The 13,585-nt window shown below is 54.4% G+C and carries 15 protein-coding genes; 12 read left to right on the top strand and 3 right to left on the bottom strand.

Annotated features, from left to right (window positions below; genetic code table 11):
• Nucleotides 1-4: 4 nt before the first annotated feature.
• Genes ACUHMQ_RS05865 through ACUHMQ_RS05855 form a run of 3 tightly spaced genes read right to left on the bottom strand, consistent with a single transcriptional unit; the run spans nt 5 to nt 2,407 of the window.
• A complete protein-coding gene (locus ACUHMQ_RS05865; RefSeq protein WP_445294518.1) occupies nt 5-934 on the bottom strand; it encodes an exopolyphosphatase in 930 nt (309 codons plus the stop codon).
• A gap of 54 nt (nt 935-988) precedes the next feature.
• On the bottom strand, nt 989-1,939 hold the full coding sequence (locus ACUHMQ_RS05860) for an SPFH domain-containing protein (RefSeq protein ID WP_445294517.1): 951 nt from the start codon (nt 1,937-1,939) through the stop codon (nt 989-991).
• A 42-nt stretch (nt 1,940-1,981) separates the two neighbouring features.
• On the bottom strand, nt 1,982-2,407 hold the full coding sequence (locus tag ACUHMQ_RS05855) for an NfeD family protein (protein ID WP_445294516.1): 426 nt from the start codon (nt 2,405-2,407) through the stop codon (nt 1,982-1,984).
• Nucleotides 2,408-2,570: 163 nt separating this feature from the next.
• On the opposite strand from ACUHMQ_RS05855, the gene mnmG reads away from it, so the two are divergent.
• The 12 genes from mnmG to atpD all read left to right on the top strand — a co-directional run bounded on the left by mnmG (nt 2,571) and on the right by atpD (nt 13,582).
• Nucleotides 2,571-4,481: a tRNA uridine-5-carboxymethylaminomethyl(34) synthesis enzyme MnmG gene (gene mnmG / locus ACUHMQ_RS05850; protein WP_445294515.1), complete on the top strand. Its 1,911-nt coding sequence runs from the start codon at nt 2,571-2,573 to the stop codon at nt 4,479-4,481.
• Entirely contained in the window at nt 4,478-5,119 is a 642-nt protein-coding gene (gene rsmG / locus ACUHMQ_RS05845) for a 16S rRNA (guanine(527)-N(7))-methyltransferase RsmG (protein WP_445294514.1), read from the top strand. The genes mnmG and rsmG overlap by 4 nt, the downstream gene beginning before the upstream one ends.
• Entirely contained in the window at nt 5,116-5,877 is a 762-nt protein-coding gene (locus ACUHMQ_RS05840) for a ParA family protein (RefSeq protein WP_445294513.1), read from the top strand. The genes rsmG and ACUHMQ_RS05840 overlap by 4 nt, the downstream gene beginning before the upstream one ends.
• Nucleotides 5,878-5,997: 120 nt before the next feature.
• Nucleotides 5,998-6,846, top strand: a complete 849-nt coding sequence (locus ACUHMQ_RS05835) for a ParB/RepB/Spo0J family partition protein (protein ID WP_445294512.1) — start codon at nt 5,998-6,000, stop codon at nt 6,844-6,846.
• Between the two features lie 129 nt (nt 6,847-6,975).
• Nucleotides 6,976-7,383, top strand: a complete 408-nt coding sequence (locus ACUHMQ_RS05830) for a hypothetical protein (RefSeq protein WP_445294511.1) — start codon at nt 6,976-6,978, stop codon at nt 7,381-7,383.
• Between the two features lie 16 nt (nt 7,384-7,399).
• Nucleotides 7,400-8,254, top strand: coding sequence for a F0F1 ATP synthase subunit A (atpB, locus tag ACUHMQ_RS05825; RefSeq protein WP_445294510.1), 855 nt, complete (start codon nt 7,400-7,402; stop codon nt 8,252-8,254).
• Nucleotides 8,255-8,326: 72 nt separating this feature from the next.
• Nucleotides 8,327-8,599, top strand: a complete 273-nt coding sequence (gene atpE / locus ACUHMQ_RS05820) for a F0F1 ATP synthase subunit C (protein WP_445294509.1) — start codon at nt 8,327-8,329, stop codon at nt 8,597-8,599.
• Nucleotides 8,600-8,629: 30 nt separating this feature from the next.
• Nucleotides 8,630-9,100 (top strand): F0F1 ATP synthase subunit B, encoded by a 471-nt coding sequence (locus tag ACUHMQ_RS05815; RefSeq protein ID WP_445294508.1) that lies wholly within the window; start codon nt 8,630-8,632, stop codon nt 9,098-9,100.
• A 6-nt stretch (nt 9,101-9,106) separates the two neighbouring features.
• Nucleotides 9,107-9,643 carry a F0F1 ATP synthase subunit delta gene (locus ACUHMQ_RS05810; RefSeq protein WP_445294507.1) on the top strand — a complete coding sequence of 179 codons (537 nt, stop codon included), beginning with the start codon at nt 9,107-9,109 and terminating at the stop codon, nt 9,641-9,643.
• Between the two features lie 43 nt (nt 9,644-9,686).
• Nucleotides 9,687-11,228, top strand: a complete 1,542-nt coding sequence (gene atpA, locus ACUHMQ_RS05805; RefSeq protein WP_445294506.1) for a F0F1 ATP synthase subunit alpha — start codon at nt 9,687-9,689, stop codon at nt 11,226-11,228.
• Between the two features lie 28 nt (nt 11,229-11,256).
• Nucleotides 11,257-12,123: a F0F1 ATP synthase subunit gamma gene (atpG, locus tag ACUHMQ_RS05800; protein WP_445294505.1), complete on the top strand. Its 867-nt coding sequence runs from the start codon at nt 11,257-11,259 to the stop codon at nt 12,121-12,123.
• A 40-nt stretch (nt 12,124-12,163) separates the two neighbouring features.
• On the top strand, nt 12,164-13,582 hold the full coding sequence (atpD, locus tag ACUHMQ_RS05795; RefSeq protein WP_445294504.1) for a F0F1 ATP synthase subunit beta: 1,419 nt from the start codon (nt 12,164-12,166) through the stop codon (nt 13,580-13,582).
• Nucleotides 13,583-13,585: the final 3 nt, after the last annotated feature.

The following is a 13,585-nucleotide window of genomic DNA, read 5'->3' as shown; positions in this document are numbered from 1 at the left end:
AATTTCATCCTTCAGCATTGATTTTGGAAGTCAGTTCCCTGAGCACAGCATCTGCACGGTCATTGTCCACTTGGCAGGTTCCCGCTGCGTGGTGACCGCCACCGCCATACTGTAGGCAGAGTTCCCCGACATTGGTTTTGCTGGAGCGGTCGAGAATCGACTTGCCGATTGCAAATACAGTGTTCTGCTTTTCCCGTCCCCACATTACATGGATGGAGATATTTGTCTCTGGATACAACGCATAGACCATGAAACGGTTGGCAGCGAAGATGGTTTCTTCATTGCGTAGATCGAGGATCGCCAGATTTTTGCTGGTAGTCGTGCACCGCATGATCTGGTCTTTGGCACGCGGTTCATGTTCGAAGTACAACTCCACCCGTTCACGAACATCGGGCAGGCTGAGGATATCCTCAATGCCATGGGTACGGCAGTATTGAATCAGATCCATCATCAGCTGGTAGTTGCTGACGCGGAATTCGCGGAACCGGCCTAACCCGGTACGCGCATCCATCAGATAGTTCAGCAGCACCCAGCCTTCCGGGCTGAGGATTTCATCGGCGGTAAAATCAGCCGAATCGGCCTTGTCCACCGCCTCCATCATGTCGTCGCTGATTCTTGGGAAGGCCTTTTTACCGCCATAGTACTCGTATACCACACGTGCAGCAGAGGGAGCGGTTGGGATGATGATGTGGTTATCGTACTTCTTGTTGCGCAGCGTTTCAGAGAAGTGATGGTCAAAAGCCATGTGCAGGCCCGGCACAAAGGGCAAGTTGGTGCTGATGTCGCGGGGGGTTACCGTAACCTTGCCATCCTGCATGTCTTTGGGGTGGACGAACAGGATATCGTCGATCATATCGAGTTCGTTCAGCAATACGGCACATACCAAGCCATCAAAGTCACTGCGAGTGATGAGGCGGAATTTGGATTGAGACATATGCACACTCCCTGCCGTAAGTAAGACCGGGCCGGCTGAAACCGGCTGTTGAAGTTAGCTGCTCTGTTGCTGTTGTTTCACCACATTCATTGCCGTTGCTACCAAGGTGCCGACATCCGCCGCGTTGGCTGGCAGGATCATGGTGTTGCCTTCCTTGGCGATATTGCTAAAAGCATCAATATAGCGTTCTGCAACCTTAAGGTTAACCGCTTCGTAGCCACCTGGCTGGCGAATTGTTTGCGCGACCATATGAATGGCTTCTGCGGTGGCCTGAGCAACCAGCCGAATCGACTCCGCTTCACCTGCGGCACGGTTGACGGCTGCGGCTTTGTCGCCCTCAGACTGGTTGATGGCGGCTTGGCGTTCGCCCTCTGAGTTCTGGATTGCCGCTTCGCGTTGACCGGTAGCGATATTGATCTGTTCTTGCTTTCTGCCTTCCGAGGCGGCAATCAATGCGCGTTTTTCCCGCTCCGCCGTAATTTGCGCCTGCATGGCATGCAGAATTTCCTTTGGCGGCGTCAGATCCTTGATTTCGTAGCGTAGTACCTTCACGCCCCAGTTCGAAGCAGCCTCGTCCAGCGCAGTCACTACAGTGTGGTTGATGTCATCGCGTTCTTCGAAAGTCTTATCAAGTTCCATACGGCCGATTACCGAACGCAAGGTGGTCTGTGCCAGCTGTGTGATAGCGAGCTCGAAGTTGCTTGAGCCATACGATGCTTGCCGAGGATCGGTCACCTGAAAGTAAAGGATACCGTCCACCTGAAGCTGGGTATTGTCCTTGGTGATACAGATCTGGCTTGGAACATCGAGTGGTACTTCACGTAAATCATGCTTGTAGGCGATTCGATCAACGAAAGGCACCACTACATTCAGGCCTGGTTGCAATGTGCCGTGAAAGCGCCCTAGTCGTTCTACTACCCATGCATGCTGTTGTGGTACGACTTTGAGCGATTTCACTGCAAAAATCACGGCAACTACAAACAGGACCAGTGCTATTGTCGGCATCTACTTCTCCAAAAACTACGGACTTATTAAGAAAGTGCAAATTTATGAGGCGGGTGGCGTAGGTGCCACAAGCAACGTGTTTCCCCGTTGGCCAATGATGTACAACTCGGTGGGTGGCGCGCCATTATCTGATAATGCTGAAGTCAGTTCGGCATCCCATCCTGCACCGCGGTAACGTACACGTAGTTGCGTGGCTGACTTCCAATGTTCGACTTCAACCCGTTGGCCCAGGTCGAGCGATTGTGGGCCTCCAGGTCGACTAATGGGATTGCGACGTAGCCAGAAAGTGCCGGCGATGGCGCATAGTGCTGCTGCAAGTAGTTGAATAGGAAAGCCCAATCCTGCCCATGCCACCAAGCCGCCCAAGCCTGCGGCTATACCGCACACCAGCAGATAAAAGCCGCCAACCAACATTTCGGCGCCTGCCAGCGCCAAGCCCAATACAAACCAGATGATGTAGTTATCCATACTTTCATTCGTTAGGGTTAATAACTTGAAAACGCTCCTGTTATAGCTTGAGCGGCTCCTTCCAACCAGCCTCCGGCATCCCGGCTGGCCGTTTCGGGTGGTTTTGTCGTACAATACATCCCCTTTGCCTTTGATATTCAGGCACTTAACGACAGGTTGGATCATGTTGTACCCAGAACGTTTCGATGTAATCGTAATCGGCGGAGGCCATGCAGGTACCGAAGCCGCGCTCGCTGCTGCCCGAATGGGGGTTCGCACGCTGCTGCTTAGCCATAATATCGAGACTTTGGGCCAGATGAGTTGTAACCCCTCGATAGGTGGGATTGGCAAAGGGCATTTAGTCAAAGAAGTGGATGCGCTTGGTGGTGCCATGGCGCTTGCGACGGACATGGGCGGTATCCAGTTTCGTACCTTGAACAGCTCCAAAGGACCTGCTGTGAGGGCGACCCGTGCCCAGGCTGACCGTGTCCTTTACAAGGCGGCTATCCGCTCCATGTTGGAGAACCAGCCTAATCTGACGTTATTTCAACAAGCGGTGGACGACATCGTTGTGGAAGGTGAGCGTGTGGTTGGCGTTGTCACCCAGATAGGCATTCGGTTTGAAGCGCCGACGATTGTTCTGACTGCGGGTACTTTCCTGGCGGGCAAGATTCATGTTGGTTTAGAAAATCATACAGGTGGCCGTGCAGGCGACCCGGCTTCGGTAACTTTGTCCTCGCGTCTGAGGGAGCTGCAACTGCCGGTAGGGCGTTTGAAAACAGGTACTCCGCCACGTATCGATGGTCGAAGTATCGATTTTTCTGTAATTGAAGAGCAGCCTGGTGATGATCCTACCCCGGTGTTCTCAGTGCGTGGTAGCCGAGCCCTGCATCCGAAGCAGTTGCCCTGCTGGATCACGCATACAAACCAACGTACGCACGACATCATCCGTTCGGGGTTTGACCGCTCGCCAATGTTCACCGGCGTGATTGAAGGTGTCGGTCCGCGTTACTGCCCGTCGATAGAAGACAAGATCAATCGTTTTGCGGATAAGGACTCGCACCAGATATTCCTGGAGCCGGAAGGTCTGCAAACGCATGAGTTCTATCCGAACGGTATTTCCACCAGCCTACCGTTTGATATTCAGCTGGCCGCAGTACGTTCGATTCGTGGTCTAGAAAACGCCCATATCCTTCGCCCTGGTTATGCGATCGAATACGACTATTTCGATCCGCGTGCATTGAAGGCGACTTTTGAGAGCAAGGCGATCAATGGCTTGTTTTTCGCAGGTCAGATCAATGGCACGACAGGTTATGAAGAAGCGGCGGCACAAGGCCTGTTCGCAGGACTGAATGCTGCGCTTCAGGTGCAGGGTAAGGATGGTTGGACCCCAACGCGTGATCAAGCCTACCTTGGGGTATTGGTTGATGATTTGATTACCCGTGGTGTCTCTGAGCCTTACCGCATGTTTACCAGCCGGGCGGAGTTCCGCCTGCAATTGCGCGAGGACAATGCGGACCTGCGATTGACTGAGGCCGGCCGTCAGCTAGGCTTGGTTAGTGATGAGCAATGGGCATTGTTCAGCCGCAAGCGAGATGCGGTGGCTGCCGAGTTGGAGCGGCTGAAATCTACCTGGGTCAACCCGCGGCTGGTGACTGCGGAAGATGCCCAACGTGTATTCGGTCAGCAGATTGAACGTGAATACACGTTGGAGCAGTTGCTTCGCCGGCCCAATGTCGACTACACCAGTCTTTTAAGTCTGCCTGTTGCGGGAGAGCCGGTGGCAGACCCTCTTGTGGCCGAGCAGGTCGAAATTCAGGTCAAGTACGCGGGTTACGTGGAAAGGCAGAAGGATGAAGTTGCTCGTCGCAGCGAGATTGAGGATGTACGCTTGCCCTTGGAGATCGACTACGGCAAGGTGCCTGGACTTTCCAAAGAAGTGCAGCAACGCTTGACGCAAGCCCGGCCGGAAACGCTGGGACAGGCATCCAGATTGCAGGGCATGACGCCGGCTGCAATCGGCCTCTTGCTTGTCCATTTGAAACGTGGCTTTAAAGCCGCCCCGGATAACGATACGACACAAAAGACCGCATGATCGGGCCAAAACAAGAACAGCAATTAAGGGAAGGCTTGGCAGCGCTGAGCCTTACATTCGATGACGCTACCGTCTCCCGTCTGCTTACCTATCTGGCGTTACTGCTGAAGTGGAACAAGACATATAGCCTGACGGCGATTACTGAGCCGGATCGCATGGTGTCGCATCACCTGCTCGATAGCTTGGCGGCGTTATCGCCGATTGCAGCAGTGAGCCCGCGACGCTTGGTCGATGTGGGCAGTGGCGGTGGTCAGCCTGGTATCCCATTCGCCATTGTGCAGCCGCAATGGCAAATTACGTTGCTGGACAGCAATCACAAGAAAACCACTTTCCTGCGCCAGGCTGTGATTGAGCTGGGCCTTGAAAACGTTCAGGTTGTTTGCGATCGGGTGGAGAATGTTTCTGCTGGTGAAGGCTTCGATTTGATAACTTCGCGCGCATTTGCTGATTTAGCGGATTTCGCACGCTTGACGCGGCACTTACTGGCCGAAGGCGGGCATTGGGCTGCATTAAAAGGTGTGCAGCCATTTGAGGAAGTCGCTGCCTTGCCTGCGGATATAACCAGCCGTATCACGCCGTTGAATGTACCCGCTCTTGGTGCCGAACGCTGTATTGTCTGGATGGAGTTGCACGCATGAGCCGTGTTATCGCGATCACCAATCAAAAGGGTGGTGTGGGCAAGACGACGACGGCGGTTAATCTTGCCGCAGGTCTTGTCCAAAAAGAGAAGCGAGTGTTGCTGATCGACCTGGACCCGCAGGGCAACGCCACGATGGGGTCGGGTGTGGACAAGCAGAAGCTGGGCCGTAGCGTCTATCATCTGTTGCTGGGTCATGCCGAGTTGGCCGATGTCCGCATCAATACTGAACATGGCTTTGATATTTTGCCAGCAAACCGTGAATTGGGTGGCGCCGAGGTCGAACTGATCGAGGTTGACAGGCGAGAACTGCGGTTGCGTGAAGCACTGTTGAAAGTACGGCCGGAATACGATTACATCCTCATCGATTGCCCGCCAGCACTTAACATGTTGACGGTGAACGGTTTGGCAGCCTCCGAAGGCGTCATTATTCCTATGCAGTGCGAGTATTACGCACTGGAAGGTTTGACTGATCTGATCAATACCATGCGTCGTGTGCGGCAGTCGCTTAACCCAAAAATTGAGATCGATGGGCTGTTGCGGACGTTGTACGATCCCCGTTCGACTTTGGCGCAGCAAGTGGTGGCCCAGTTGAATCAACACTTCGGTGACAAGGTGTTTGAAACCGTGATTCCACGCAATATCCGACTTGCTGAGGCTCCCAGTTTTGGCCGCCCTATTTTTGCTTACGACAAGTCCTCGCGCGGTGCACAAGCTTATCGTGCCTTGGCCGAAGAGCTGATCGAACGTATTAATTAAAACCTGCGCCCAAGGCGCTGCCTGCTCCTTGTCTGTGAAACAAGGTTGAGTGTGAGGGTGTGGTCCGTAAATGAAGTGACCCACTGATCTCAGGTATGACCGTTATGGAAGTCAAAATATATGACCAAGTTCAAAGGTCTCGGTCGCGGTCTGGATGCCCTGCTGGGTAGTGCCACGGCGCCGGAAGAGAAGCTGCAGGCGTTGCCCGTGCACTACTTGCAGCCAGGTAAGTACCAACCGCGTACGCATATGGATGAGCATGCCTTGGCTGATTTGGCGGAGAGTATCCGTACCCAGGGTGTGATTCAGCCGATTCTGGTGCGTGAAACCGGCATAGACCGCTATGAAATTATCGCAGGTGAAAGACGCTGGCGTGCTGCGCAAAAAGCTGGATTGACTGAACTGCCCGCAGTTATCCGGAAGGTCTCGGATGAAGTGGTGCTGGTAATGGCGCTGATTGAGAACATCCAGCGCGAGAACTTGAACCCGCTTGAGGAAGCTGTTGGCCTGCAACGGTTGATTGAAGAGTTCGGTATGACGCATGAAGCCTGTGCACATGCGGTTGGCAAGTCACGCTCGGCGGTTACCAACCTGTTGCGTCTCTTGAATCTGGCGGAGCCGGTGAGGGAGCAGCTGATGCAAGGCGCCCTTGATATGGGCCATGCGCGTGCTTTGCTTGCTTTGCCTGTCTTTAAGCAGATTGAAGTTGCGAAATTGGTTGCTGAAAAAGGTCTGTCGGTACGAGAGACGGAAAAGCTGGTCCAGAGCCTGTTGGCGGGGCAAAACGCACAGGCGATTGTTTTGCAGAAAAAGGTCGATCCTGACCTAGCCCGGTTGGAGGAGGATCTTTCCGACAAGCTTGGCGCTCGGGTGCAAATAGCGGCAGGGCGCAAAGGCCGGGGCAAGGTGACCATAGAGTACGGTTCTTTGGATCAACTCGATACCTTGTTGGCTTTATTGCGCCACTAGATACTAGTGTTGATATCAATTCTTATTGAGCGATCCTCTGCAGATTGCTCAATATCCCACTCGTTTCAGCGCTAAATTTTCAAAAAAAACAGATGATTACGCCCTGCTGCAAGGCGTTCGGCTTGACCTATGCACCAAGAGAACGCTAACATCCGCGAGTTTTCTCAACCCCTCTCCCCGTCGGAGAAATTGAGGAAGCAGATTCGCGCCGTGCTGCTCGTGATGTCGGCCCTGACAGGGGTTGTTGCTGCGACAGCATTTTTTATCGCCGATGCCAAAGCGATGCTCGCCGCCCTTTGTGGTGGCTTGAGCCAGATCGTGGCGGTATTTGCCTATGGCCGAGTCAGCCGATTCGAAGGAATTCCGGCCCCGAAGGCGCTCTATGCCCAGTTTTTAATGGCAGAGATCGTCAAGATTGTAGTGTCTCTGGCGTTATTGGTTGCCGGCTACATCATCTTCGGGGCGAATGCACTGTGGTTTGCCGGTGCGTTCGTGGCCGCTTTGGTGGCCTATTTACTGGTACTTATTTCCAAATAAAACATTACTCACACATATGTCGGCTGAACATAACGCACCCGCTAACGCGACAGAGTACATCTCGCACCACTTGATGAATCTGCGCGCCAATCCGGCACTCACTGATCCTGCAGATCCTAGTCATTTCCATCTCGATACCTTCTGGATCGCCCTGATTCTGGGTTTTATCTTTGTTGGTGTCTTCGGTTTGGTTGCGCGCCGGGCTTCGGTAGACAAGCCTTCTAAATTCCAGCTGTTTATCGAACTGATCATTGAGTTAGTCGATAGCAACGTAAGGGACATTTTCCACGGTAAGAGCAAGATTGTTGCGCCTCTGGCTTTGACGGTGTTTGTCTGGGTCACGCTGATGAATGCGATGGACTTTTTGCCGGTTGACCTGTTGCCCAAGATTGCCGCCATGTTTGGCATTCAATACTTGAAAGTGGTGCCGACTGCCGACATTAATCAGGGTCTGGCCATGTCGTTGTCAGTGGTGCTGCTGTCTGTTGTTCTCGGCATCCAAGCCAAGGGTCTGGTTGGTTTCGTGGTCGAGTTCTTCACTGCCCCCTTCCATGCAGAGGGTACGGCAATGAAGATCATTCTGATCCCTATCAATGGCGCGATGCAGTTGATCGAATACGGTTCACGCGGTTTATCGCTGGCCTTGCGATTGGTCGGCAATATGTTTGCCGGTGAGTTGGTATTCCTGTTGATCGCTCTCTTGGGGATGAGCTGGACCGGTGCTAATCCTGGTTCCATCCTTGGCTTGCTGGGTCAAGTTGTAGCTGGCTCTGCCTGGGCGATCTTCCACATCCTGATTGTGATTCTGCAAGCCTACATCTTCATGATGCTGACCATTGTTTACTGTGGCCTGGCGGTCGAAGAGCACTAAGCCTTGCGGAAGCTTTACTGATTTTGTCGTACCCTTTTTTCGTAAATCACCATCCTTACCTAGGAGTATCAAATGGAACAAGCAGTCCTGATCGCTAACGTTCAGCAATTCACCGCTATTGCCATCGGCTTGATGATCGGCTTGGCAGGCGTTGGCGCAGCTATCGGCGTGGCATTGGTTGGTGCCAAGTTCTTGGAAGGCGCTGCTCGTCAGCCTGAATCCGCTGCTGCCCTGCAACCTAAGTTGTTCGTTATTGCTGGTCTGGTTGACGCCATCTTCATTATCACTGTTGCCGTTGCTCTGATGTTTGCCTTCGGTAACCCATTGGTCGCCCTGATTAAGTAAGCAACCCTTTCTCCATCAAGGGGTTAACTCATGAATATTAACGCGTCCTTGTTCGGGCAAGCGTTGGTCTTCGCTATTCTGGTGCTGGTCACCTGGAAGTTCATCTGGCCGCCGCTTATCGCGACGCTGGAAGAACGTGCAAAGCGTATAGCAGACGGCTTGTCCGCTGCTGACCGCGCCAAGCACGATCTTGAGCTCGCAGAAAAGCGCGCCGCAGAAGAACTGCGCAAAGCCAAGTCGCAAGCGACCGAAATTATCGCTCAAGCTGAGAAGCGCGCTACCCAGATCGTGGAGGAAGCCAAAGACGCAGCTCGTGTCGAAGGCGACCGCTTGATCGCGGGTGCCAAGGCTGAAGTTGATCAGCAAGTCCATCACGCCAAGGAAGTGCTGCGTCAGCAGGTTTCTGCTCTGGCTATCGCTGGCGCAGAGAAGATTCTGCGCAAGGAAGTGGACGCTGTTCGTCACGCTGATTTGCTCACTTCCCTTAAAGCGGAGCTGTAAACGCTCATGGCTGAACTCATAACCGTCGCAAGACCCTACGCCGAAGCTGTGTTCCGGTTGGCGAAGGAAGCGAACAGCCTGCCGGCTTGGTCGGAAGTGTTGGCCATGCTGGCCGCCGCCGCACAAGACCCGACTGCAGCCGAGTTCGCCGCCAATCCGAAGTTCTCCGCGAGCCAGGTCCAAGCGCTTCTTACCGAACTGCTTGGCGCGCGCGCTACACCGCATGTAAGCAATTTTATTGCTACCGTGTTGGAGAGCCGCCGCTTTGCTCTGTTGCCCTATATTGCCGAGCTGTTCGAGCAATTGAAGGCAAGTGCAGAGGGTTCGGTCACAGCGCACATCGAGTCGGCCTTTGAACTGAACGCTGCCCAGTTGGACGAGATCAAGTCCATTCTGGCTGCGCGTAGCGGTAAGAAGGTTGAAACCATTGTCAGTACCAACCCTGATTTGATCGGTGGTGTGCGTATGACTGTGGGTGATGACGTCATCGACGCCTCGGTGCGTGGCAAGCTTGCTGCGCTTTCGGCCCGCCTCGCCCACTAACGCGCTGACGTGGTGAGCGAGTAATCATTTTGGAGTGCAAACAATGCAATTGAATCCGTCCGAGATCAGTGATCTGATCAAGAGCAAGATTCAGAACCTGTCCGCAGGCGCAGAAAGCCGCACGACTGGCACCGTGGTTTCGGTGTCTGACGGTATCGTCCGTGTGCATGGCTTGTCTGAAGTCATGCAGGGCGAAATGCTCGAATTCGCGGGCAACACCTTTGGTCTGGCCCTGAATCTGGAGCGTGACTCCGTAGGTGCCGTGGTGTTGGGTGACTACGAGCACATTTCCGAAGGTTCGGAAGTAAAGTGCACCGGTCGTATCCTTGAAGTGCCGGTTGGTCCGGAACTGCGTGGTCGTGTTGTGAACGCGTTGGGCCAGCCTATCGATGGCAAGGGCCCGATCAACGCATCCGGTTCCAGCCCGATCGAGAAGATCGCACCGGGCGTTATCGCACGTCAATCCGTTTCGCAGCCACTGCAAACAGGTATCAAGGCGATTGACGCCATGGTGCCGGTTGGTCGTGGCCAGCGTGAGTTGATCATTGGGGACCGCCAGACCGGTAAGACCGCTGTGGCGCTGGATGCCATTATCAACCAGAAGGGTAATGGCGTTACCTGTATTTACGTTGCTATCGGCCAGAAGGCTTCGTCGATCGCTAACGTAGTGCGCAAGCTGGAAGAGCACGGCGCCCTGGATCACACCATCGTGGTTGCGGCATCTGCCTCTGAATCGGCAGCCATGCAATATCTGTCGCCCTATGCTGGTTGTGCTATGGGTGAATACTTCCGCGACATCGGTGAAGATGCCCTGATCGTATACGACGACTTGTCCAAGCAAGCTGTTGCCTACCGTCAGATCTCGCTGCTGCTGCGTCGCCCGCCGGGCCGTGAAGCTTATCCAGGTGATGTGTTCTACATCCACTCGCGTCTGCTGGAACGTGCATCGCGCGTTAACGAAGACTACATCGAGAAGATCACCAACGGTGCTGTGAAGGGTAAGACCGGTTCGTTGACCGCTCTACCTATCATTGAGACCCAAGCTGGTGACGTGTCTGCTTTCGTGCCGACCAACGTGATCTCGATTACTGATGGCCAGATCTTCCTGGAGTCGGACCTGTTCAATGCTGGTATCCGCCCCGCCATTAACGCCGGTATCTCGGTGTCGCGCGTTGGTGGTGCTGCTCAGACCAAAGTAGTCAAGAAACTCGCTGGTGGTATCCGTACCGCGCTGGCGCAGTACCGCGAACTGGCAGCTTTTGCCCAGTTTGCTTCCGATCTTGACGAAGCCACTCGTAAGCAGCTGGACCGCGGTCGTCTGGTGACTGAGCTCCTGAAGCAAGGCCAGTACGCGCCGTTCAAGGTTTCGCAGTTGTCTGTGACCCTGTACGCAGTGGAAAAAGGCTTGGCTGATGATGTGCCGGTTGAAAAGGCCCTGGCTTTCGAATCCGCTCTGTATGCCTATGTCAAAGCCAACCATGCCGATATCGTCGCTGAGATGGATGGCAAGGGTGAGCTGTCTGGCGACAACGACAAGAAACTGGCGGAAGCCATCAAGTCGTTCAAAGCCACTGGCGCTTACTGATTTGATCTAACGAGAGAAAGGTCAAGTCATGGCTGGCGGCAAGGAAATACGCAACAAGATCAAGAGCGTGCAGAACACGCGCAAGATCACCCGCGCCATGGAAATGGTGGCTGCGTCCAAGATGCGCAAGGCCCAGGCCCGAATGAAGGCGGCTCGTCCTTACGGTGAGAAGATCCGTAACGTGACTGCTCATCTGGCCCAGGCTTTGGTGGATTACGCCCACCCCTTCCTGACCAAGCGTGCGCAAGTGAAGCGCGTCGGTATTATCGTGGTAACCACTGACAAGGGTTTGTGCGGTGGCCTCAACACCAACGTGTTGCGTGCCTCGCTGAATCAGATGAAAGCCTGGCAACAGGCTGGTATCGAAGTCGATGTCAGTGCCATTGGTAATAAAGGCTTTGGCTTCATGCAGCGCACAGGCGGCCGTGTGGTTTCGCACGTTACGCAGCTTGGCGATACGCCGCACCTCGAGAAGTTGATCGGCCCGGTCAAAGTCATGCTTGATGCCTATATGGCTGGCCGGATCGATGAACTGCATATCGTCTATACCCGCTTCATCAACACGATGCGGCAGGAACCGGTGGTAGAACAGCTCCTGCCGGTGCCAGCCGACCGTATGAAACCGGTTAGCAACCACCCGTTCGAGTATGTCTACGAACCGGCGCCGGAAGTGGTGATTGACGATTTGCTGATTCGCTATATCGAGGCGTTGGTTTACCAGGCAGTTTCCGAAAACATCGCTTCTGAGCAAAGTGCTCGGATGGTAGCCATGAAGGCCGCTTCCGATAACGCCGGAACGGTGATCGATGAGCTTAAGCTGGTCTACAACAAGACCCGTCAGGCAGCCATCACCAAGGAATTGTCGGAAATCGTCGCTGGTGCAGCAGCGGTTTGATCGCAGCGCGGAACAGTATTTAACATTAAGGAATGCAACGATGAGCCAAGGTAAAATCGTGCAAATCATTGGCCCGGTGGTTGACGTGGAATTTCCACGTGATGCCATGCCAAAGGTATTTGACGCGCTGACGCTGGCCAACCCGGAACTGACGCTGGAAGTTCAGCAGCAGCTGGGTGATGGCGTGGTCCGTGCAATCGCCATGGGTTCGACTGATGGCGTGAAGCGTGGCCAACCTGTGCTGAACACCGGTAACCCGATTTCGGTACCGGTTGGTAAGGCTACGCTGGGCCGTATCATGGACGTGCTGGGTAACCCGGTGGATGAAGTCGGTCCCGTGGTTGCTGAAGAGCGTTGGTCTATCCACCGTAAAGCCCCTAAGTTCGACGAATTGTCGAGCTCGGTGGACTTGCTGGAAACCGGTATCAAGGTTATCGATCTGATCTGTCCGTTCGCCAAGGGCGGTAAGGTGGGTCTGTTCGGTGGCGCCGGTGTGGGCAAGACCGTGAACATGTTGGAACTCATCAACAACATCGCCAAGGCTCACTCGGGTCTGTCGGTGTTTGCTGGGGTGGGTGAGCGTACTCGTGAAGGTAACGACTTCTACCACGAGATGGCTGATTCCGGCGTTATCAAGCTGGACAACCTGGCCGAGTCGAAGGTGGCCATGGTTTACGGCCAGATGAATGAGCCTCCTGGCAACCGTCTGCGCGCTGCGTTGACCGGTCTGACCATGGCCGAGTACTTCCGTGACGAGAAGGACGAAAAGGGCAAGGGTCGTGATGTGTTGTTCTTCGTGGACAACATCTACCGCTACACCCTGGCGGGTACTGAAGTGTCCGCGTTGTTGGGTCGTATGCCGTCCGCCGTGGGTTACCAGCCTACACTGGCTGACGAAATGGGCCGCTTGCAAGAGCGTATCACTTCGACCAAGACCGGTTCGATCACCTCCATCCAGGCCGTTTACGTGCCAGCCGATGACTTGACCGACCCGTCGCCTGCTACAACCTTCGCCCACTTGGATGCTACGGTTGTGTTGTCGCGTGATATCGCATCGCTGGGTATCTATCCTGCTGTGGACCCGCTCGACTCGACTTCGCGTCAGCTGGACCCACAAATCGTGGGTGAAGATCACTACTCGGTGGCCCGTGGCGTGCAGCAGACCCTGCAGCGTTACAAGGAACTGCGTGACATCATCGCGATTCTGGGTATGGATGAGTTGTCGCCGGAAGATAAGCTGGTTGTGGCCCGTGCCCGTAAGATCCAGCGCTTCCTGTCGCAGCCTTTCCACGTCGCCGAAGTGTTCACCGGCGCGCCTGGTAAGTATGTGTCGCTGAAAGAAACGCTGCGCGGCTTCAAGGGTATTCTGGCTGGTGAGTACGACCATCTGCCGGAACAAGCCTTCTACATGGTTGGTGGCATCGACGAAGCTGTCGAAAAAGCCAAGACCCTGGCATAAGGT

Source organism: Chitinimonas violaceus, from assembly GCF_052601015.1.
This window is presented reverse-complemented; position numbering and strand designations above follow the sequence as displayed.

What these genes read in the sequence shown, in the direction of transcription:
- ACUHMQ_RS05865 (WP_445294518.1), bottom strand. Translation starts at nt 934, where the DNA reads ATGTCTCAATCCAAATTCCGCCTCATCACTCGCAGTGACTTTGATGGC.
- ACUHMQ_RS05860 (WP_445294517.1), bottom strand. Translation starts at nt 1,939, where the DNA reads ATGCCGACAATAGCACTGGTCCTGTTTGTAGTTGCCGTGATTTTTGCA.
- ACUHMQ_RS05855 (WP_445294516.1), bottom strand. Translation starts at nt 2,407, where the DNA reads ATGGATAACTACATCATCTGGTTTGTATTGGGCTTGGCGCTGGCAGGC.
- mnmG (WP_445294515.1), top strand. Translation starts at nt 2,571, where the DNA reads ATGTTGTACCCAGAACGTTTCGATGTAATCGTAATCGGCGGAGGCCAT.
- rsmG (WP_445294514.1), top strand. Translation starts at nt 4,478, where the DNA reads ATGATCGGGCCAAAACAAGAACAGCAATTAAGGGAAGGCTTGGCAGCG.
- ACUHMQ_RS05840 (WP_445294513.1), top strand. Translation starts at nt 5,116, where the DNA reads ATGAGCCGTGTTATCGCGATCACCAATCAAAAGGGTGGTGTGGGCAAG.
- ACUHMQ_RS05835 (WP_445294512.1), top strand. Translation starts at nt 5,998, where the DNA reads ATGACCAAGTTCAAAGGTCTCGGTCGCGGTCTGGATGCCCTGCTGGGT.
- ACUHMQ_RS05830 (WP_445294511.1), top strand. Translation starts at nt 6,976, where the DNA reads ATGCACCAAGAGAACGCTAACATCCGCGAGTTTTCTCAACCCCTCTCC.
- atpB (WP_445294510.1), top strand. Translation starts at nt 7,400, where the DNA reads ATGTCGGCTGAACATAACGCACCCGCTAACGCGACAGAGTACATCTCG.
- atpE (WP_445294509.1), top strand. Translation starts at nt 8,327, where the DNA reads ATGGAACAAGCAGTCCTGATCGCTAACGTTCAGCAATTCACCGCTATT.
- ACUHMQ_RS05815 (WP_445294508.1), top strand. Translation starts at nt 8,630, where the DNA reads ATGAATATTAACGCGTCCTTGTTCGGGCAAGCGTTGGTCTTCGCTATT.
- ACUHMQ_RS05810 (WP_445294507.1), top strand. Translation starts at nt 9,107, where the DNA reads ATGGCTGAACTCATAACCGTCGCAAGACCCTACGCCGAAGCTGTGTTC.
- atpA (WP_445294506.1), top strand. Translation starts at nt 9,687, where the DNA reads ATGCAATTGAATCCGTCCGAGATCAGTGATCTGATCAAGAGCAAGATT.
- atpG (WP_445294505.1), top strand. Translation starts at nt 11,257, where the DNA reads ATGGCTGGCGGCAAGGAAATACGCAACAAGATCAAGAGCGTGCAGAAC.
- atpD (WP_445294504.1), top strand. Translation starts at nt 12,164, where the DNA reads ATGAGCCAAGGTAAAATCGTGCAAATCATTGGCCCGGTGGTTGACGTG.